Origin of the sequence: Algoriphagus sp., assembly GCF_029254265.1 — a bacterium.
Taxonomy (GTDB): Bacteria; Bacteroidota; Bacteroidia; order Cytophagales; family Cyclobacteriaceae; genus Algoriphagus.
Window position 1 is genome coordinate 84,819 of record NZ_JAQWXX010000099.1, and the last position, 20,682, is coordinate 105,500.

Consider the following 20,682-nt stretch of genomic DNA (forward strand, 5'->3'; position numbering starts at 1 on the left):
TGTAAAATCAGTTTTTTTGATAGTTGGCTTTGTTACTCTAGGGTTTAGGGAGGATAATTGTGAAAGTTGCTCCTATTTCTGGTTTACCTTCCGCAAGGATTAGTCCATTGTTTTTCTCAATGATTTTCCGTGTTATTGAGAGTCCAATTCCTGTCCCCTCAAACTCACTTTTTCCATGAAGTCTCTGGAAGATAGTGAAAATGGTATCAGCATAGTCCTGATCAAAGCCGATACCATTATCGACAACCTTGATCAAATAATAATTAATGGATTGATCTAGCTGAGAATATTTCTCGATCAATTCTAAAGGAGCATTACTCGCAGTTATAGTGATTTCGGGAGCTAATGCTGCTTGGGAAAACTTCAAGGAGTTGGAAATCAGATTTTGAAAAACCTGTCTCAATTCAGTTTCTTTCCCTTCAATTACGGGTAGATTTTCATACTTGATTTTTGCGTCTTTCTCCTTAATTGATATTTCAAGATCATCTAACACCGAATCTAGAATATCCTCTAAATTAATCATTTTGATCGATTCCATTGAATCCCGGCCTGCTCTGCTATATTCCAAAAGGTCAGTGATTAATTGTCGCATACGGTTTGCTGAGGCAGTGATTCGCTCCATATAGTGCTTTCCTTCTCCTTCCAATTTTTCATCAAACTGCTCCTTGAGTAGATCAGAGAATGAGGTTATTTTCCGAAGTGGCTCTTGAAGATCATGAGAGGCGATGTAAGCAAATTGCTTTAATTCGTTATTTGACTCATTGAGTAATTCTATTTTTTCTTTGAGTGTTTCCTGATAATTTTTGATTTTTTGATCGTTTATTTTTGAAGCCCTGTTATAATGAAATATGGAGAATAAGGTGAGAGCACCCATTAATATGGAGAAGAATGAAATTAATCCAACGATGATTGGCAGTGCTTTAATATTATTGATTAAGATCTCATTTCGTTCAATCAACAGGCGCTCTTCTTCAGCATTGATTTGATCAATAAGGTTTTTTATTGCGAGGTGTCCATTTACCGCATCTTCGACTTTGTCGTTGTTTAAAAACCCATTTAGAGATTTATTTATTTTGTAATATTCTTTAGATCGTTCAAAAACATCCAGTCTTTGCTTTATGAATATATTAAGCTCCTGCAGGTAATTTTGTTGGACCGGATTATCCTCCGTTAGGTTGAGGATGTGATTGAAAACCTCCCTGCCTTTAGTTTTAGAGTTCTCATAGTTCTTTAAAAAATCCTCATTTCCAGTTAATAAATAGCCTCTGATGCTGGTTTCTCGCTCTAGTATTGTCGCATATAATTTATCCGTGCTTTGTAAAACTTCTTCAGTATGAACCAATTCAGCGGTGTAATAATCTATTCTATTTGCAACCCAGAAGGAAATGGCGCTGCCAATTATTACCAAAACAAGTGTAATAATCGAATAGGTTTTTACTTTTTCTAATTTTGGAGCTTTCTCTGCTTTCATAATTCTTGCCCCAATTGGGGAATTTTTTACTCAATTTTCGACTATACTTCAGGTTTTGATTCTGTGATAAATAGCTTAAAAACTCATTTTAGGGGTTTTAGACTTGCTTTTTATTCCTTTTTACTATAAAGGCACAAGCCTTGAACCATAAATATTACAATCAATCAATCCACCTAAATAAAGCACTATGAATTCATTATTGTATTACATCGCAATTATCCTTGTAATAGGATGGCTTATCGGAGTATTTGCTTACAGTGTATCAGGTCTAATACACGTTCTTTTGGTGATAGCAGTGATTGCTGTATTATTCAGATTGATTTCCGGGAGAGGAGTCTGAGGCAAATTACCCGATTAAACTAAATAAATTTTATTATTTTAACTTAAACCAACTATATCATGAACAAGACAGAATTAAAAGGTAACTGGAACGTACTGAAAGGGAAATTAAAGCAAAAATATAGTCAATTGACTGATGACGATCTGAAATTTACCGAAGGCCAAGAAGATGAAGTTTGGGGACGGATCCAGAAAAAGGTCGGCAAGACTAAGTCAGAAATTCAAGAAGAAATTGCCAAACTATAAAAACTAAAACTACCATGAAAAAAGGAAATATAAACTTAACACTCTGGATGAGTGGATTGCTGGCAGGAGTATTAGTTGGTGCTTATTTCTATCGAAATCAAGAACAATTTGCTCCACAACAGAAAAAATTAAAAGGCGTGATAGCAGATCTCAAAAAGACTGCAGGAGATCTTGGAAATAAGGCTTTAAAAGCAAGTCAAGAACAGCTAAAAGCTTCAAAAGATGTAGCTAAAAAGGCCGTAGATTCAGTAAAAAATGCTGGCTAAGCCAGCATTATAAGAGTTGAAGTCCCTTGACTTCAGCTCTTATTTTTAATATTAAACTAATTGTAAGAAGTAAACGGAAATAGAAGTGACCAAAGAAAATTTGATCCTGGTAGTTGATGATGAGGTGGAAATCCGAACAGTATTAGCGAGATTTTTGACTCGTAAAGGGTTTACAGTGCTTTCTGCCGGGACTCTGCAGGAAGGTATTCATATCTTTAGGCAAAAGGCTCCAGGAATGATTTTTTTAGATGTAAACTTACCAGATGGTAATGGTTTGAAAGCATTGAAATCATTTAAAAATGGATTCTCAAAAAAAATTATCATGATGAGTGCTTTCGATAATTTGGAAGTTCGAAATGAAGCGATGAAAAATGGCGCTTTTGATTTTTTGAGTAAGCCCTTCAATATTTCTAAATTAAATGAATTAGTTCAAAATCAGATTTGATAAACAAACTCAACTATGGCCAAGATTCTAGTAATTGACGATAATATTGATATCTGCCAGCTTTTAGAGCGATTTCTGACTAAAAAGGGCTACGATGTCAGCACTACCATTTCTGGAAAAGACGGGTTGGATTTGATTAAATCGAATTTCTATGATTTGATATTTTGCGATTTTAAACTTCGTGACATGGATGGAAGAGATATTCTACGGAAAGTAAGAGAGATCTCACCAGATACTCAAGTAGCCATTATCACTGGATATGCTGATGTCAAGATAGCAGTAGAAGTAATCAAAAACGGAGCATTTGACTATGTCACCAAACCACTTTTTCCAGATGAAATATTAAATCTGATCGAACGAGCTCTAGCTAAAACAGCTGAGAAGAAGGAGGGGAATTCTTCTAATCAATCAGTATCAAAGACTTCCCGGAAAAATCAAAAATCAGGAAACTCATCTTATCTCAAAGGCTCTGGCAATGAATCCAAGCGACTTTACAAAGAGGTAGATCTGGTAGCTCCGACTCAGCTTTCTGTGATTATTTACGGTGAAAGCGGTGCTGGTAAAGAAAATATTGCAAGAACGATTCATGATCAAAGTGAGCGAGCTGGAAAACCATTCGTTGCGATTGATTGTGGGGCGCTGACCAAAGAACTGGCAGGTAGCGAGCTTTGGGGGCATGAAAAAGGAGCTTTTACCGGTGCAAGCTCCGAAAAACCAGGTCAATTTGAACTCGCAAATGGTGGGACAATATTTCTGGATGAAATCTCGAATCTTTCCTATGAAATTCAAGTGGGATTACTTCGCCTGGTGCAGGAACGAAAGCTTCGAAAAATAGGAGGGATGAAGGATCAACCTATCGATGTGCGAATTTTAGTGGCATCAAATGAGGACTTGAGAAAGTCTGTCCAAGAGGGTAAATTCAGGGAGGATCTATATTTCAGATTCAATGAATTCAGTATTACGGTGCCTCCGCTTCGAGACCGGGTTGGTGATATTGAGGCATTTGCGGCACATTTCCTAGAACTCTCCAATGATGAGTTGGGGAAAAAAGTATTTGGATTTGAGCAGGAAGTGATGGATGTATTTATGGAATACCATTGGCCTGGAAATCTTCGTGAAATGCGAAATGTAATTAGACGCGCCACTTTATTGACAGATGGGAATCGAATGACTCTTTCAGCTTTACCGCCCGAATTGGTCTACGCAAGGAAGTTTAACTTTACTGATTCGCATGATTTTCCTGAAGAGAAAACACATAAAAAACCCTCGTTTAATCTGAAAGATGCTGCTGCAGAAGCAGAGGCAGAAGTACTCAGAAAAGTACTTGAAGAAGTCAAATACAACCGAACTCAAGCTGCAAAAAAATTGGGGATAGATCGGAAAACCTTGTTCAATAAAATGAAGCAATACGAAATTTGATTTTAGCTAAAAATTTTCACCTGAGGCAAAAATCCTAGGCAAAACTCCCTTTATCCGGGAGTTTTTTTGTGACTAATTTCAACGGATTGGGGAATTTTTTTCACTTCTCGTTTTCTTCCGCTTTAAGTTTTGATTTTAAAACCCCGATCTGATTTTACAGTATTGAGCAAGCCCCAAATATTCTGATTTATAACCCATTAATAGTAAAATCTTCTTTGGAAGACCTTTTAAGGCATGGGGATTGGACTGAATAAAGTATAGAAAACGATCTAATAAACAATAACAATAACTACTATGGAAACTATAAGCAAAGCAACTTTATCCAATCATTTAAAACTCGATACCAAGGAGATGACACATATCTCCGATAAATTGAACGATCTCTTATCAGACTATCACATCTTCTATCAAAATGTTCGAGGATTTCACTGGAATGTAAAAGGTGAGAATTTCTTTGATCTTCATGTGAGATTTGAGGAATTGTACTCCAAACTTTATGAAAATATCGATGAGCTCGCCGAGCGAATCGTAACGATAGGTTTTGTTCCCATGCATTCCTATTCAGATTACCTCAAGCAAACCATCCATAAAGAAATTACGGATGTAAGTAATGGAGAAGAATGCGTGAAACATGTGATTAATGGTCTTGGGATTTTAGCACATTCTCATCGAGCAGTAGCAAAAATGGCTGATGAAGCCGGAGACATTGCCACCGCTGATTTATTGACTCAGTTTCTAGGGGATTTGGAGAAGCGAATGTGGATGTTTACCATGTTCTCTAAATAAGTTTTAGAAAACAGGTAACAAAAAACCGAAGCGACATGCTTCGGTTTTTTTGGTTTAAATCCAGCTATGATTTACGCTAATGCCTTCTGACAGAATTCAACGCATTTCTGAACTTCTTTTACAGCATCAGAACTTTCCGGAACTTGATATTCCAATTCAATGGTCGCTGGAAATTTATACTTGTTAGTTCTCATGAGTTGAAGTATTTCTACAATCGGAGTATCACCAGTTCCCCAGGCCACATTGCCCTTTCCATTCGCAGGAGTGGTTCTATCCTTGGTGTGCATGCTCAGGATTCTGCTATGCTGTTTTTCGATTAATGGGATAAGATCTGTTTGTCCCGCTGCGATGTAGTGACCTGCATCTAGATTCAGTCCGTTTTTTGGGCTTTGAGTAAGTGCGGTATCCCAGAAAGTAAATGTTTCTTGCTCATGACCATGGTAGCCAACGGCCATACCATATTGCTCACCCATTTTCCCTAGCTTAAGCGTGTGAGCATCATCGGAGGGGTGCTCTAAAGTGACATGAGAAGCACCGAGTGCCTTTGCTGCTTTCATTCCATAGGCGATCTCAGCATCAGTATTATTCTTTCCAAAAGCATTGGGCTTAAATGCATAGATACTTACACCAGCATCTTTGTACATTTTTCGGAATTGTTCAAATTTCTTCATGTCAGCCGTAGCTCTCCAAGCCGCTACTTCTTTCTGGTAAGAATCGCCTTGAGTACGAAGTTCATCCAATTCCTTTTTTTCATCGGCAGTCAGTTCTTCACCTCGACGTGCTTTTCCACCAAGTTGAAACATCCGCATACGATTAATCGGGGATACAGGCATACCAGCAAATGATTCTGCAGGATCACCCATCAGTTCGATGGCACTTAGCCCACTGTCTTTTACGTACTGAAGTGTGGCTTCTGCACTTTGGTCCGGCATAGTTCTGAAGCTATAGGTGATACAACCGATCTGAACTCCGTTTATTAAAGAATTCGGCTTATTGAAATTTCGAATAATAGCGGGTGCTCCTTGGAGCCAAGTTGGGGCTGTGACAAGTCCTGCTGCTCCAAGTGCTGACTTGATGAGAAAATCTCTTCTGGTTTTCATAGGTTATTGGGGTTTGTTAGTGTCGAGTTTTGAATAGTACAAATTAACATATTTCAGAGAAACCGCTTTTAAAATTAGATAAAGGGTCAATTCCGAAGGACAGCTGAGCTATTCAGCTGCATTTATTAACTTTCGGGTAAATACCCCCTTAAATCAAAGGCAGCATTTCAATGATTTTATTCGCTTTCTCATCTTATCCGCTTTTATCATGAGCACTTCCAGTTCTATTAAAAAAAGGATTTTGGAAGGAGTTTTCCTATCTGAATTTCAGTTTCAGACTTCCCGAAGTGGAGGTCCAGGTGGTCAAAATGTCAATAAAGTAGAGACTAAAGTACAGCTTAACTTTGATATTGCTGCATCTCCAAATCTCACTGAGGAGGAGAAAAGCATCCTTTTTAACAAGCTGAAAAATAAGATTACGGAGGCTGGGATTTTGCAGATAACTGCTCAGGAAAAGCGTTCCCAACTCCAGAATAAGGAGATTGTAATCAAGAAATTTGGAGACTTGCTTCGCAAAGCTTTTGAGCAAAAGAAACTACGAAAAGCGACTAAGCCAGGTAAGGGAGCAATTGAGAAACGATTGAAATCCAAAAAAGTCAATGCGGAGAAGAAAGCGAATCGAGGCTGGAAGCGAGAGTAGGCAGTGGGCAGTAAGCAGTTTTTAGTGAGCAGTTGGTAGTTTTCAGTGATCAGCAATTATAAGGATTTTCAATTTTCAGAAGGTTTTAATAAACAGAAGTTGAAAGTGGTCTGTCGACCGTCGACTGTTGTCCAAAAATCCATTCCATTATTCTTTATTTTTCCAAACAGCCTTATGATAAGCATCAAGACTTTCATCTAGGCGTTTTTCTTTCAGATGGATTCCCTCACAAAATGCCTGACATGCAGCGGGATCAACATTGTCCTCACATTGGCTCATACAGTCTTTTAGGCTATTTCTTGGCATGATTTTGAACCCAAAAATCAGGCTACTTACGATAATCACTACCACCAGAAATGCACCCAAAAAAAAGCGAAAGGGGAATTTATTACTGAGCTCTTTGAAAGTGGGAACTTGAAGATCAGATGAATTGGAATTGAAAGGTAATATGTACTTCCATCGGTGATAGTACCAACCCAAAAGGTAAAGTACAGCCAGGGTCATCAAAGGAGAGGTGATCAGGGAGCCTTCGAATCGAACTGCCAGTGAAAGGATGGTAATATTGAGGATAATCGGAAGGTATAGAAGTGCTCCCATCAATGCCGTTCGAGGTATCAGAAGAAGTATTCCCGCAAGCACTTGAGCAATTCCAATAAAAGTATAGTAATAACCGGTATGGTGCAGTGCTTCCAAATAAGCGCCCATTGGATGATAGTTTGGAAGGGAGGTAAATCGCTCACTCAGAATTTTAATCATTCCCGGGAAAATAAACCCATAGGCTAAAATAATGCGGATGAAGATGGCAAAGTACCAAAGCCATTTGTTTTGGCGAGCTTGGGCATGAAGTCGATCTAGGCTTTTTGCAAATGACATAGCGACAATGAATTCTTCAAGAAATCTGTTTTAGCGGGAAGTAATTTAGCAAATTTCTTAAATGAGGTCTCTATTGTTCTTTTGACAGAATCATACCACCGATTTCTAGATTTTTTCAAGAATGTAAAAGCTTGTTAATTTTTAACTAATTCCGGGTTTTTTTTATGTTTAACTATTGACTTATTAAACATTATTTGATTTATTAGTTCAAATTTTAAATCTTTTAGTTTATGATTAGAACGATAAAAGTACTCGCACTCTTCGTTTTACTTCCTTTAGCTTCATTTTCGCAGGAATTGATAAAAACCGAACTCCAGGGCAGGTGGTATGCCTCCGATGGGAGTAATGAGTTCATCCTAGCTGTACAGGATGATTTCGCATTGTTTCAAGGTGAAATCTGGGAGATCACAGAAATAGAATCAAATACATTACAGCTTAGCAAAGCTGACGGAAAAACAGAAATCACCTTTCAGCAAAAAGGATCTGATATTTTTCTGGAATTTGATGGTTTGTCGAATCAGGTGCAATTAGAGAAGAAGGTTAGTACATCGAAGAAACCACGTTCTACCGCATCGATTGCGGGTGATTTTCTGAGAATGGATCAGGTCATGTTGCAAGGTGTCATCATTCCAAAAGGTGAAATGCCAAAGACATTTTCAGTCATCTACAATGATGCCTTTGCAGATGATCAAAAGAAGTTTGTGGCAGATGTAGATGAAAAGGGACGCTTCAAAATCATTTTTCCATTGGAGGTTCCGCAAAGTATCATGATAAGTGCGGGTGATGCTTTTACTACCATACTTTCTAAGCCAGGTGCAAAACAAGGATTGATAATCGAAGAGGCTTCATTTTCAAATTTGGGCCCCGAGTTTTGGTACATTGCCAAGCAGATTGATTTTATGGGGGATTTAGCCTTAGAAAATGAGGAGCACCGACTATTGAATCCAGAGTTCATGAAAATCAGAGCCTATTTCGAAAATGACAGCATGGTCAAGTCACTTGATGCGGATGCTTACCAAGCTTATAGACTCAAGTTGATGGAGCGACATCAAGAGTTTTATTCCAATTACTTTGATTCTGTGGAAGTTAGTCCGATAATTAAAGATTTTAGCTTTAGAAATACTCGAATCAATGCCGCTGATGACATGATGCGGTACATCTGGCTTAGTGGAATGAAACCTGGAGGAGGCCCGATTGAACTGGCAACAGTTTCTGAAGAATATAAAACCAAAGCCTTGAGCCTAGTCAATAATGAGGTAGAAGAAATGATGGCTACAGAATATCCAGGTTTTGTTCGTGAAATAGCCATGTCTTCAGCTCAGGGTGATCGGAAACAATTGATGGATATTTACATTGAAAATATTTATGAATTCCTAAAGTCAGAAAACCTTCCCGATTCTACAATGATTAAAATCGAGGATTGGAAGGCAAGTCAGGCAGACCGGAAATCTCCAAATGGCGGGATGCAAATGAATCCTGAAATTGCAGAACTTTTTAAGAAATATAGTGAGGAATTGATGCCTCTTTTTCATGATGCGAATTGGCAGATTGTAAAAAAGAAGCTGGTTAGTTATAATCCCTTCTTGCGATCAAGTGTAGTGGCTGTTTTTGTGGATCAAAATTTCCTAAGTAGTGGATTGGATGTTCCCGAGAATATTCTCGCTGACTTAGATCAATTGGATCTGAATCCAGAAATAAAGAAAGGGATTCTAGAAGATGTCGCAGACTTCGAAATTCTTAAGAATAAGAAGTTTGTAACTGGTGTGGAGATCTCAGAATCTACTGAAAACATTTTATTTCAAATCAAAGAAAAGCACAAAGGAAAAGTAGTCTATGTGGATGTATGGGCTACTTGGTGTGGGCCTTGTATTTCGGAATTCAGCTATTTGAAGGAACTCAAAAGCCAAGATTTAGAAGATGTGGTGTTTGTCTACCTCTGCGCACAATCTTCAGAGGAAGCCTTTACCACTATGGTAAAAAAGTTTGAGTTGACCGGGGATAATTATTTCTTGAATGCTAAGCAATATCAGGTCTTTGACAAAGAGGTTGAAATAGCCGGTTTCCCGACTTATCTGGTTATCACCAAAGAGGGTAAATTGGTGCGTGAGGGAATTAACAGACCAAGTTCAGGAGATGCATTGGTGAACCAGTTGAAATCATTTTCTAAACAAGGGATCGATCCCGAATAATTGAAAATCAAACTTAAGTTGGAATCAAAAAGGCTAGAAAGAATCTAGTCTTTTTGATTTTTCAATTGATCCTCAATTTGCTTTTTTAACCTTTTGGCGAGGGTATGTTTCGAATCCATTAAAAGTGTTTGGTTTATAAAGATTTCTGCTTTAGTCCATTCCCCCTTTTCAAAGTTTAATACAGCCTCAGTAAATGAAATGGCAGGAGATTGATTACTTGAAAGCTTATTTTTGAGGTCTTTCAAAGCTTCTTCTGCTTTGTCGAAATTTTTTAATTCAGCCCATAATTGGGATTTGTAGCTGATTAAAAATGGGTTGCTTTCTATTCCAATGTTCTCATGCGATTGAATGCTGTCTAAGGCAGCGCCAGCCCCGTAGATGCTATGAATTACTTCAAAGTATTCGGATCGGACAAAGGTTTCTCTTGGATAAATGTGTAAGAAATCTCCGAAATTTTTGAAGGAAGTTTCATAGAAACGAGTCACTTGTTCGGACTTGATCGCTATTCCCCGGTCCTTCGAGTCGATCAATTCCAAGCTTCCCAGATATACTTCCAAGAGTTTGGCTTCCCAAGAAGAATCAGTCTCTATACTTTTGAGTTTGGTATAAATGGAAGCACGCTCACGAGGATCATTACTGATTCTTCCCACTTGTGCCCAGGCCAATTGAAAATCAGGATCAAGCCTCACCGCTTCTCGATAAGATTCCTCAGCTTTGGTCCATTCACCCAAATCCAAAATTTCTTCCCATCCTCGGAGATAAGCTTCTCGAGCCGCATCCGACTTAGTTCCATAGTCAAAAATGGGAGCTTGAGCTAAACTGAGAAAGGGGAGAAGTAGAAAAAATAAGAGGGTCAATTTCACGTCTATAATTTTAATTGTCTCCTGAAAGAGATTGAAATTTCACGTTTCGAAAACGAACCTCCCCAGTTCCCATAGCTTGAAGGGCGATATAACCTTCAGCAAGGCTACTGTCTTTTAAGTCTGCGGTTGGGATATCATTTATCCAAGCTTGAAGATGATCTCCCTGGATTTGAATTTTATAAGTATTCCATTCTCCGATTGTCTCTACATAGTTGAGCGGAGTAGTTCTATTTACAATCGCCCCAGTCCTAAAGTCCTGATTTGGATGTAGATCCCAGATATTGATTTCGTAGCAATCTGTAAAGCTTATCTCCTTGTTTTGACAACGAATATAAATGCCTGAATTGATCGTACTATCTGGTTTGAATTCGAGTTCGAGGATAAAATCAGTGTACCTATTTTCAGTCATTACAAATCCAACGCTGTCCTTTACGGTGCCTATTAATTCACCTTCATTAAATTTCCATTCAGCTCCGCCTAAAATTTGCCAGCCGTCAAAGTTTTCGTTCAACATTTCCTCCTTTTGGTCACAAGATGAAAAACAGAAAAAAATCAAGGCTAGCCCCAAAAGCGTAGAAAAAGGTTTAAATGTTCTTTTTTGATTTAGTGTTTTTAGAAACATAGTAAGGAGCATAAGTTTGAGCTAGAACAAGAAATATTTTTATCTATATACTTCCGCAATTTCAACAATTAACCAAAATATAATTCCTCAACTCCATCTACAACTCTAGCGCGCTTGCCGAGCGGAGTCGAGGTCCTTTGGTTTAACAATCACTGCTGTCAATAAAGCGGATAATCATAATCTTTTAAAAGGTAATTGGTTGAATATCCAGAAACCAAAATATTCTCGGTTTAAAATTATTCACCAATAATTCTCACCAGCAGCTTTTCGCAGACTTTTTCACTTAAGGTTTCTCGTTCGTTTTGCAAATAACTCACTACCATACTTTGGTCGTAGGTTTCTTTGGAGTGAATGGTGATTTGAGTTCCCAGACTCAAATTACGGCTATTCAGGAATTCTAGAAATTCTGTAGAGCTATTGGTTAGAGCAGCCAAAACCACTGTTTGTCCAGCTTCGCAAGTGTCCAAACATACGTAATGGGTTTCTTTGATTCTGCCCATTTTATCAGGAATAGGGGAGCCGTGGGGGTCAATGGTTGGGAAACCTAAGAGTTCATCCATTCGCTCAAAAAACTTTGGCGCATGGATATGCTCCACTTGCTCGGCGATAGCATGTACCTCTTCCCAACCAAAACCCATCTTGTTTACCAAAAACATTTCCGTCAATCGATGTTGACGAATTACTAAGGCAGCGGTTTTTTGCCCCTCAGGGGTCAATTGAACAGGCTTATACTTTTGGTAAATCACCCAACCATTTTTTTGGAGTGTTTTTACCATACTATTTACGGTCGGCATACTGACATTCATCTGATTTGCCAGTTCTGAAATATTGACCTCTCCGGCAGGATTAGCCAGGTTAAAAAGTGCTTTTAGGTAATTTTCTTCGGTTTGAGAAGCCATGCAATCTTGTTTTGAAAATCAAATATGTAAAAATATAAGTAAAATCAATTTTGTTAGATTAATCTAACTTTATACTTTTGTACTATCTAAACATAAAATTTGGATACTCTTATGTCTCGATATTTACTTTTATATTTCTTTCTGTTTCTCTCAACTGCTTTCGCTCAAGCCCAGGCGCTTAAGGGAAAAGTGCTTTCCGGAGAAGAAGGAGTGGAGTTTGTAAATGTCTGGATCAAAGAATTGAATATCGGAGCGGTTACGGATAGCTTGGGGAACTTCTCAATTAAAGTTTCTGAATCCGGTAAGTTTACCGTTCAGGCTTCCAGAGTCGGTTTCCAGACCTCACAGATTCAAATTACTCTTCCGCTAGCAGCTCCATTGATCTTTCAACTTACCGAACTCGATGGTGGCTTGGATGAGGTGGTGGTCAGTGGAACCATGCAGGAGGTATCCAAACTCGATAGTCCTGTCCCCGTGGAAGTCTACTCTGGTAATTTTTTCAAGGCAAATCCTACGCCCTCCATTTTTGAATCGCTTCAAAATGTCAATGGAGTTCGGCCTCAGGTGAATTGCAACATATGCAATACAGGAGATATACACATCAACGGTTTGGAAGGTCCTTATACGATGGTGTTGATCGATGGAATGCCCATTGTCAGCGGACTGGCAACTGTTTATGGGTTAACTGGAATTCCGCAGGCTTTAATCGATCGAATCGAAGTGGTTAAAGGACCGGCGTCTACACTTTATGGTTCGGAAGCCGTTGGCGGCCTGATCAATGTGATCACCAAAAACCCGCTGAATGCACCGCTTTTTTCAGTGGATGGATTTTCAACAGGCTGGGGTGAAGTGAATCTGGATCTTGGGATTCGATCAAGTTTGGGGTCAAAAGTACAATCACTTACAGGGATTTCAGGTTTTTACTATGATAATCCAATAGACAATAATGGGGATGGAATGACTGACTTGACGCTTTCCAAGCGAATTTCCATCTTCCAAAAAATTCAAGTTGACCGACCAAATAACCGGGTTTTCAATATGGCAGCCCGCTATGTATATGAGGATCGCTGGGGTGGGCAGATGAATTGGACGACTGCAGATCGGGGAGGAGATCAGGTTTATGGCGAAAGCATCTATACAAGCCGATGGGAAACTTTTGGGATTTGGCAGTTGCCAAGTTCGGAGAATCTGAATTTTCAATTTTCCGCCAACGGACATTCTCAAAATTCAGTTTACGGCAATACCATTTACATTGCTGATCAATACATTGCTTTTGGGCAATTGACTTGGAATAAAACACTGGGGAAGAATAATTTCCTCCTAGGCACAGCTTATCGATATACGTATTATGACGACAATACTCCTGCAACATCATCTGAATCAGGCGGTATAAATAGGCCTTCAGTCATTCACCTTCCGGGGATTTTTGTGCAGGATGAACTGAAAATCTCTCCAACTCAAAGTTTGTTGCTTGGAGGTAGGTTGGATTTCAATTCTGTTCATGGATCAGTTTTTTCACCGAGAATCAATTACAAAAAGTCATGGAATGATAATACTACAATCCTTCGACTTTCTGCAGGAAATGGCTTTCGTGTAGCCAATGTATTTACAGAGGATCATGCAGCTTTGACCGGTGCGCGAGAAGTAGTGTTCACGGAGGAACTTCGACCGGAAACCAGTTGGAATACCAATGTGAATTTGGTTAAGAAGATCTATACCGATGGAGGTACTTTTATCGGAATCGATGGATCTGCTTTTTACACCTATTTCACCAACCGAATTGTCCCAGATTACGAAACCAACCCGAATCAAATCATCTATGGCAATCTGGACGGCTCTGCTATTTCTCAGGGAGTTTCTTTGAATTTGGATTTTGCCTGGGCTAATGGCTTGACTCTGACGGGTGGAGCAACGCTGATGGATGTGAGTTTGGAGGAAGATGGGATCCGAACCAGGCAATTGCTAACGGAGCGTTTTTCTGGGGTTTGGTCAATTGGTTATGAGTTTTTCAAATCAGGATTAAAAATCGATTACACAGGGAATGTCTACAGCCCCATGAGGTTACCGCTACTTGGCGAGCTAGATGATCGGGATGCTTATTCACCTTGGTTTAGCATTCAGAATATCCAGTTGACCAAGACTTTTGGAGAAAAGTGGGAAGTCTATGGAGGGGTGAAAAACCTGCTGAATTTTACGCCTCCAGCTAATTCCATTGCAAGAGCTTTTGACCCTTTTGATCGGGGAGTAGCTTTTGCCGCTGATGGTACGGTGATTCCTACACCAGAAAATCCAAATGCATTGACTTTCGATCCCACTTATGTTTTTGCCCCAAATCAGGGGAGAAGAGGTTTCTTAGGGGTAAGGTTTATGATTCAATAGGGCTGAATTTTGATTTAGTTTTTTGCCACCAAGGGCACTAAGGACAGAAAGTAATCAGAGGAGATCAAATTCTATTTTCCAAAGGGGTTAATGAGGAGGCTGGGATATAGTTATTCAGGGCGACACTTGTTTTTAATGTATTGGTCTTTTAGCACGTATGATTTTGTGTAGTCCAACGAGACTCTACCCGTGGTAAGTTGGCAATCAAAATTCATTTCGCTTCCCTCTTTGATTTCATGAAAATTTAAATCTGGTGTGATGGCTTCCCCGCAAGAAATTGGCCTTGAGAAATCCTCCAGTCGATTGGTAATGATTTTTTGGACTTCCTTAGAAATCTCATCGACTATTTCAGAGCTTCCAAGCTGAGATTCAAGTTCCTCATTGCTCACAAACTCAATATCTCTACCGATTACTTTACCTGTCCTCAGAATCTGCGTGGTGTCTATCTGAAATTCGTTTCTGAAAAAGGTGTGGACGTAGGCTACTCGAATGAAATTCTTTTGCTTAGAAAGGTCCATCTTTTTGTATTCCTCGGTTAATTCAGTTCCATTTGCCGCCAGGAAAGAATCTATGGGAGATTCGCTGGTGTCATACCAAATTTCATGCTTTTGATATTCATAGCCTTCTAAGACATCGCCTGTACTACTCTTTTCGGGCATGCATCGTGCATACATGATTACCTCAGTTGCGGCATAGTGGAAGCCGCTTCGCTCTCTAAAAAATGGAACTTTGTAGCTATCGCCTAATTCCCATTTTCCTTGATACTTATAGCAGGCAAAATTACAGTCGCTCGGAAGGTTAATCAGTTTTGTATAAGGATTAACGTATTCCGTTTCAAAACTCCACTTGAGCATTTCATACCTAACACTTGATAATGAACTGCTTTTATCATCATGAATTTTTTGATTAATAAAATATCCTATAAAAGCACTGATCAGGATTAATAAAACGCCAATTGCATAATATCTTCTTTTGGATTTTCCTGTTCGGACTGACTTAATCTCTTCTTCCAATTTAAGAAGTAGCAAAATACGATCGGCATTTTGATTGGCCCTGGCATATTCACCTTCAGTTGCTGATTCGTTGATAAGCCTCGAAAACTGAGCATCACTGTATCCCAATTCACGGGATATTTTTGAATTGGGCGCTTTTTCAAACTTTTTCTGCTCCTCATCAAAGCCTCCGTAGAGTTTTTTTAGCTTAAATACGAATTCATTGTATGTACTTTTCATTCAATTCAAGTATTTGATTATTAGGGTTTTATTCGTTGAAATTCGTTGAAATAGCATAAAAATTAATATAATTTGATGAAATAATACTTTATCAGATTAATTAATGTAGGATTGCTTCAGGCTTACTCAATTTGATTGATAAGACTATTAATGATAACCCAACCGATGCTTATACTAAACGAAGTTAAGCATATTAACCTATCAAAACATTTAGTAATATGAAAAGACTGTATCTGACCAGTGCCTTTATCTTGTGTACCTTGGGTAATTATCTTCTTGCCCAAACAACAATAAAAGGAAAAATAAGTGATCGAAGTAATCAACCTCTGATAGGAGCTACGATTCTCGAAAAAGGCACTTCAAATGGAGTTGTTACTGATCTAAATGGAGATTATTCAATTTCAGTTGCAGATCCATCATCGGTACTCCAAATTAGTTACATAGGCTTTCTTTCCAAGGAAGTAATCGTCGGTAATAGTACGATTATCAACATTACAATGGAAGAAGAAGGAAAGGAACTCGAGGAGTTCGTTGTTACTGCTTTGGGATATGAAGAAGCAAAAGATGAATTAGGGTACGCCACTTCGAAAGTAGGAGATAAGGTAATTAAAGGTGCCGCGGAAACATCTGTTCTTAATTCATTATCCGGAAAAGCATCAGGTGTTCGGATTTCGAGAAATTCGGGAGATCCTGGATCAGGGGCTTACATTCAGATTAGAGGAATATCATCCTTGAATGGAAGTTCCCAGCCATTAGTTGTTTTGGATGGTATCCCGATCAGCAATGATTCAAGAGGAAACAATAACAATTTCGCAGTCCAGTCTAGACTAAATGATATCAATCCAAACGATATTGAAAGTATCTCCATATTAAAAGGTGCCTCTGCAGCTGCACTGTGGGGAACACAAGCATTGGGTGGTGTGATTTACATCACTACAAAAAGTGGAAAGTTGAATCAGAAAATGCAGGTAACATTTAATTCGACTGTTTCTATTGACCAAATCAACGCTAAGTACCCAGTCCAAAGTGTTTTTGGGCAAGGATCAAATGGGAGATATAGCAGCACTGCAACAAATTCATGGGGTGATAAAATAGCTGACAGATCAGGAGAACCCGATGCAGTAAATACGAATGGGGCATTTTTTGTGGACCAAAACGGCTCTACTTACTACCCAGTTACTTCCAAAAATTCCAGAGAAATATATGATGAGAGTAATTTTGATCAAGTATTTCGAACTGGCCGCTTCCTTGAAAACAACTTAAGTATTCAATCCGGAAATGAATTTAGCACGGTTTATTTCAGTGTGGGAGATTTCATTCAGGAAGGAATAGTTCGAAACAGTGATTATCGTAGGACCACAGCGGCACTAAAAACCAATACAAAAATGAACAAGTACCTCGAAATAGGTACGAGTTTCAAGTATACCAAAACGAATTCTAACGCAATCAGACGATCTACCAGCAATAATGGTCTCTATTTAGGTTTTCTAAGAACTCCAGCTGATTTCGATATTTCAGGTTACAGAGGGGATTATTATCCTTCAAGTACTGCTGCGGCAATTCCAAATAGGCATAGATCATATAGAAACCAACTAGGTGCAAATGTGGATGCCGGATTTAATAACCCACTCTGGACTATTAGGGAGCAAGATAATAGGTCTACTGTAGATCGATTTATTGCAAGCGTAAATTTGACAGTTAAGCCAACCACTTGGTTGGATTTAATTGCACGAGTTGGACTGGACAATTATGGAGATAAGGGAAATGAGTTTTATACTCCAGGATCAGTATCCACTTTTGTGAACGGACGAATGACCAAGAATTTTGTGAGCAATAGCGTGTTTAACATGGACTATATCGCTAAAGCGAAAAAAGTATTCAATTCGAATTTTGATGGGGATATATTGGTTGGATTCAACTACAACCAACAGCAGCGTAGCGTAGAAGGAACAACAATCGAAAATTTTATAATCTTCACTGATGTTGCAGATGGTATTTTAGATGTCAATAACGCACTTCCAGAAAATAGATCTCCCATCTCTTCCTTTGGTAGGGAACGAACAGCCGCTGTATATTCTGCTGCCAATCTCTCGGCATACGGTCAGCTTTTTATAAATGCAACAATAAGATCAGAATGGGCTTCGACACTAGGATTAAATTCTAATCAAGCCTTTCTCTTCCCATCTACTTCGGTTGCATGGCAATTCAGTAAACTACAAGGCTTGGAATCAAATGCTTTTTCTTTTGGAAAGTTAAGAGCTTCCTATGCTGAAGTTGGCGTTCAGCCAGGCAGATATAATACCTTCCCAGAATATGTATCACCTACCTATTCTGATCAATTGGGTGGATCGCTTAATACTGGGCTTTTTGGTCTCGGTGGCTTTGCCCCCAGCCAAAACTTGGGAAATCTATCGCTTAAACCCGAGCGAAAAAGAGAATTTGAAATTGGAGCAGATTTGCGATTTATCCGAGATAAGTTGTCTTTCAGTGGAACCTATTATTTCAACAGAACCACAGATGCTCTTCTTGCATTCCCGATTGCTAATTCAAGAGGCTATGATGAATTGTTTTCTAATGCAGCTTCTCTGGAGAATAGAGGTCTTGAATTAGAATTAGGTTATAATATCTATCGCAATGCTGATTGGAATATAGATTTGAAAGCACTTTATTTCAAGAATCAGAATGAAGTCACAGACTTATCAGGTATTGAATCTGTCCAATTAGAAACGGGATTGAGTGGTGTGAATAACAGAGCTGTCGTTGGATATCAACACGGAGTACTTTGGGGACCCCGAACATTAAGAGATGATGCCGGTCAAGTAGTTTTTGATGCAAATGGTTTCCCGCTCAGAGATAATGTGGAGGGTGTGATCGGAGATCCTAATCCAGATTGGCAGGGATCGCTAATAGGGGGGGTTACTTATAAAAACTTATCCCTTTCCTTCCTTTTTGAAACCTTCCAAGGCGCTGATATTTTTGCCGGTACCAAATCTGCATTGGTTGATTATGGAAGATGGGGATCAACTGCAAATGAGGTAACTGGAAATCAAAACTTATTGACCTATGGCGGTCAGGTGATTCCGGCAGGAACTTCTTTTCGGGGAGAAATAAAGAACTTCGGTGCTGGACCAGTTGCGCTTACTCAACAATGGTATAATGGCCCTGGGGCATTTTTTAATGGTGGAAACCACGAATTATACATAGAAGATGGATCATGGACCAGGCTAAGGGAGTTGACTCTGAGCTATTCTTTAAATCCGGAATGGTTGAATAAGAGAGGAATTGATCGTCTTGAAATAAGTGGTACTGGAAGGAATCTATTCTTATGGACTGAATTTGAAGGGAACGATCCTGATACAAACGTATCAGGGGTAAGTTCATCAAGAGGGATTGATTATTTCAATAATCCAAGCACCAAATCCTATGTATTTTCTTTAACACTTACTTTTTAAACATAAAACAGTTAGAAATTATGAAAAAAGGAATATTTATATCATTTGTATCAGCCTTACTGATCAGTTGTGGTGGATTAGTTGAAGATTTAAATCAGAACCCAAATAATCCCACTTCAGCACCTTATCAATTCGCCCTTACGGCGACTGAGGTCGGAAATATTATTTTGCATACTGGTGAGCCAACTCGAAAAGCAGGGATATTTGCAGGTCAATACACTGGAATAGAACGGCAACATCTCGGATACTCAGATTATAATCTTGTATCAAGTGACTTCAACAGTCATTGGAATACTGTTTATAGCAGTATCGTAAGAAATGCTTTAGTGACCCAAGATTTGGCGGCAGAGCAAGGTATAGAAGGTATCACTGCTGGAATAACTCAGGTTTTAAGAGCTATGGCTTTAGGGACGGCTTCATCACTTTGGGGTGATATTCCCTTTGACGAGGCGGGCCAACTTGAATTTGAAAACCCTGCATTTGAGGATCAACTCACTGTTTATTCAAAGACTCAAGCCTTGTTAGATGAGGCGATTACAAATCTTTCCACTGGTACTGGTCGTCCATTAGCTTCAGCAGATATTTATTTTAATGGGGATCCAACTGCATGGATTCAAGTAGCCTATACGCTAAAAGCAAGATTCTATTTACAGGCTAAAAATTATCCTGCTGCTTATACAGCCGCATTAAAAGGGATAGGCTCAGATGGATCAAGTCGGGCAACCAACAATTTGAGTTCGATACATGGGTCGGCTGTTGATAATGCTAATTTAAATTATCAGTTTTTCGCGATTGCTAGCCGTAGAAATGATCTTGTGACTTCAGACTTTTTTGCAAGTTTGATTGATTCCAATTCTGGCAGAAGCCCAATTCCAGCAAATTATAGAGGTCATTCAAAAACCGATGAAACAGCTCGATATGACTATTTGCTACAGACCACTTCGGTTGGAATTCAACCCAATACAAAGTTCAATGGATTTGCCCAGATAGATGGTGTTGGAGCTATGGTTACCTATGCGGAGAATTTGTTGATTTTGGCAGAGGCGGGTGCAAGAGCTGATTTCAATACTGGGCTAGGCCATTTGAATGAGTTTCGTGCTTACATGTCAACTGGAGGCTATTTGGCTAGTCCAAACCTTGGTAATGTGAAATATGAGGCCTTTGTTGCGGAAGACTTCAATCCAAATGGAATAGAAAATCCAAATGGAAGCCTTAGTGCGAATGAGGCATTACTTCGAGAGATTTTGGAAGAGCGATATGTTACCTTATTCGGTCAAATTGAAGTCTTCAATGATGTTAGAAGAACGATAGGGGAGACTGCTGTACGGGTGCCTGTAAACCCTAATATTGGATCAGAATTGCCACAACGATTTTTGTATCCGCAATCTGAGATCGATGCCAATTTGAGTACTCCAACTCCGATCCCAGTCCTATTTCAGCCTACAGCGGTAAATAAATAAT

At 39.0% G+C, this 20,682-nt stretch carries 18 protein-coding genes; 11 read left to right on the forward strand and 7 right to left on the reverse strand.

The window, feature by feature from the left end:
• Positions 1-37 precede the first annotated feature (37 nt).
• Positions 38-1,471, reverse strand: a complete 1,434-nt coding sequence (locus P8O16_RS15365; RefSeq protein WP_300316323.1) for a CHASE3 domain-containing protein — start codon at positions 1,469-1,471, stop codon at positions 38-40.
• Between the two features lie 187 nt (positions 1,472-1,658).
• Between P8O16_RS15365 and P8O16_RS15370 the strand changes: the two genes are divergently transcribed.
• From P8O16_RS15370 to P8O16_RS15395, 6 genes are all read left to right on the forward strand, one after another.
• Positions 1,659-1,811 (forward strand): lmo0937 family membrane protein, encoded by a 153-nt coding sequence (locus tag P8O16_RS15370; RefSeq protein WP_300316324.1) that lies wholly within the window; start codon positions 1,659-1,661, stop codon positions 1,809-1,811.
• Positions 1,812-1,870: 59 nt separating this feature from the next.
• Positions 1,871-2,056, forward strand: a complete 186-nt coding sequence (locus tag P8O16_RS15375; RefSeq protein WP_300316325.1) for a CsbD family protein — start codon at positions 1,871-1,873, stop codon at positions 2,054-2,056.
• Between the two features lie 14 nt (positions 2,057-2,070).
• On the forward strand, positions 2,071-2,322 hold the full coding sequence (locus P8O16_RS15380; RefSeq protein WP_300316326.1) for a hypothetical protein: 252 nt from the start codon (positions 2,071-2,073) through the stop codon (positions 2,320-2,322).
• 85 nt (positions 2,323-2,407) lie between these two features.
• Positions 2,408-2,767, forward strand: a complete 360-nt coding sequence (locus P8O16_RS15385) for a response regulator (protein ID WP_300316327.1) — start codon at positions 2,408-2,410, stop codon at positions 2,765-2,767.
• 15 nt (positions 2,768-2,782) lie between these two features.
• A complete protein-coding gene (locus tag P8O16_RS15390; RefSeq protein ID WP_300316328.1) occupies positions 2,783-4,186 on the forward strand; it encodes a sigma-54 dependent transcriptional regulator in 1,404 nt (467 codons plus the stop codon).
• 294 nt (positions 4,187-4,480) lie between these two features.
• Positions 4,481-4,972 (forward strand): DNA starvation/stationary phase protection protein, encoded by a 492-nt coding sequence (locus tag P8O16_RS15395; protein WP_300316329.1) that lies wholly within the window; start codon positions 4,481-4,483, stop codon positions 4,970-4,972.
• A gap of 71 nt (positions 4,973-5,043) precedes the next feature.
• On the opposite strand, the gene P8O16_RS15400 is transcribed toward P8O16_RS15395, so the two are convergent.
• Positions 5,044-6,072 (reverse strand): TIM barrel protein, encoded by a 1,029-nt coding sequence (locus tag P8O16_RS15400; protein ID WP_300316330.1) that lies wholly within the window; start codon positions 6,070-6,072, stop codon positions 5,044-5,046.
• A 208-nt stretch (positions 6,073-6,280) separates the two neighbouring features.
• Between P8O16_RS15400 and arfB the strand changes: the two genes are divergently transcribed.
• Positions 6,281-6,712, forward strand: coding sequence for an alternative ribosome rescue aminoacyl-tRNA hydrolase ArfB (gene arfB / locus P8O16_RS15405; protein ID WP_300316331.1), 432 nt, complete (start codon positions 6,281-6,283; stop codon positions 6,710-6,712).
• 147 nt (positions 6,713-6,859) lie between these two features.
• On the opposite strand, the gene P8O16_RS15410 is transcribed toward arfB, so the two are convergent.
• Positions 6,860-7,585 carry a DoxX family protein gene (locus P8O16_RS15410; protein ID WP_300316332.1) on the reverse strand — a complete coding sequence of 242 codons (726 nt, stop codon included), beginning with the start codon at positions 7,583-7,585 and terminating at the stop codon, positions 6,860-6,862.
• A gap of 230 nt (positions 7,586-7,815) precedes the next feature.
• Here P8O16_RS15410 and P8O16_RS15415 point away from each other — a divergent pair, with 230 nt between their 5' ends.
• Positions 7,816-9,774, forward strand: coding sequence for a TlpA disulfide reductase family protein (locus P8O16_RS15415; RefSeq protein ID WP_300316333.1), 1,959 nt, complete (start codon positions 7,816-7,818; stop codon positions 9,772-9,774).
• 44 nt (positions 9,775-9,818) lie between these two features.
• On the opposite strand, the gene P8O16_RS15420 is transcribed toward P8O16_RS15415, so the two are convergent.
• From P8O16_RS15420 to P8O16_RS15430, 3 genes are all read right to left on the reverse strand, one after another.
• Positions 9,819-10,637, reverse strand: coding sequence for a hypothetical protein (locus P8O16_RS15420; protein WP_300316334.1), 819 nt, complete (start codon positions 10,635-10,637; stop codon positions 9,819-9,821).
• Between the two features lie 10 nt (positions 10,638-10,647).
• Entirely contained in the window at positions 10,648-11,259 is a 612-nt protein-coding gene (locus P8O16_RS15425) for a DUF1080 domain-containing protein (RefSeq protein WP_300316335.1), read from the reverse strand.
• A 236-nt stretch (positions 11,260-11,495) separates the two neighbouring features.
• A complete protein-coding gene (locus P8O16_RS15430) occupies positions 11,496-12,158 on the reverse strand; it encodes a metal-dependent transcriptional regulator (RefSeq protein ID WP_300316336.1) in 663 nt (220 codons plus the stop codon).
• A 111-nt stretch (positions 12,159-12,269) separates the two neighbouring features.
• Here P8O16_RS15430 and P8O16_RS15435 point away from each other — a divergent pair, with 111 nt between their 5' ends.
• Positions 12,270-14,537, forward strand: coding sequence for a TonB-dependent receptor (locus P8O16_RS15435; protein WP_300316337.1), 2,268 nt, complete (start codon positions 12,270-12,272; stop codon positions 14,535-14,537).
• A 110-nt stretch (positions 14,538-14,647) separates the two neighbouring features.
• On the opposite strand, the gene P8O16_RS15440 is transcribed toward P8O16_RS15435, so the two are convergent.
• Positions 14,648-15,769 carry a hypothetical protein gene (locus P8O16_RS15440; RefSeq protein WP_300316338.1) on the reverse strand — a complete coding sequence of 374 codons (1,122 nt, stop codon included), beginning with the start codon at positions 15,767-15,769 and terminating at the stop codon, positions 14,648-14,650.
• A 218-nt stretch (positions 15,770-15,987) separates the two neighbouring features.
• Here P8O16_RS15440 and P8O16_RS15445 point away from each other — a divergent pair, with 218 nt between their 5' ends.
• Both P8O16_RS15445 and P8O16_RS15450 read left to right on the forward strand, forming a co-directional pair.
• Complete coding sequence (locus tag P8O16_RS15445) at positions 15,988-19,221, forward strand: SusC/RagA family TonB-linked outer membrane protein (protein WP_300316339.1); 3,234 nt, start codon at positions 15,988-15,990, stop codon at positions 19,219-19,221.
• 20 nt (positions 19,222-19,241) lie between these two features.
• On the forward strand, positions 19,242-20,681 hold the full coding sequence (locus P8O16_RS15450) for a SusD/RagB family nutrient-binding outer membrane lipoprotein (RefSeq protein WP_300316340.1): 1,440 nt from the start codon (positions 19,242-19,244) through the stop codon (positions 20,679-20,681).
• Position 20,682 lies beyond the last annotated feature (1 nt).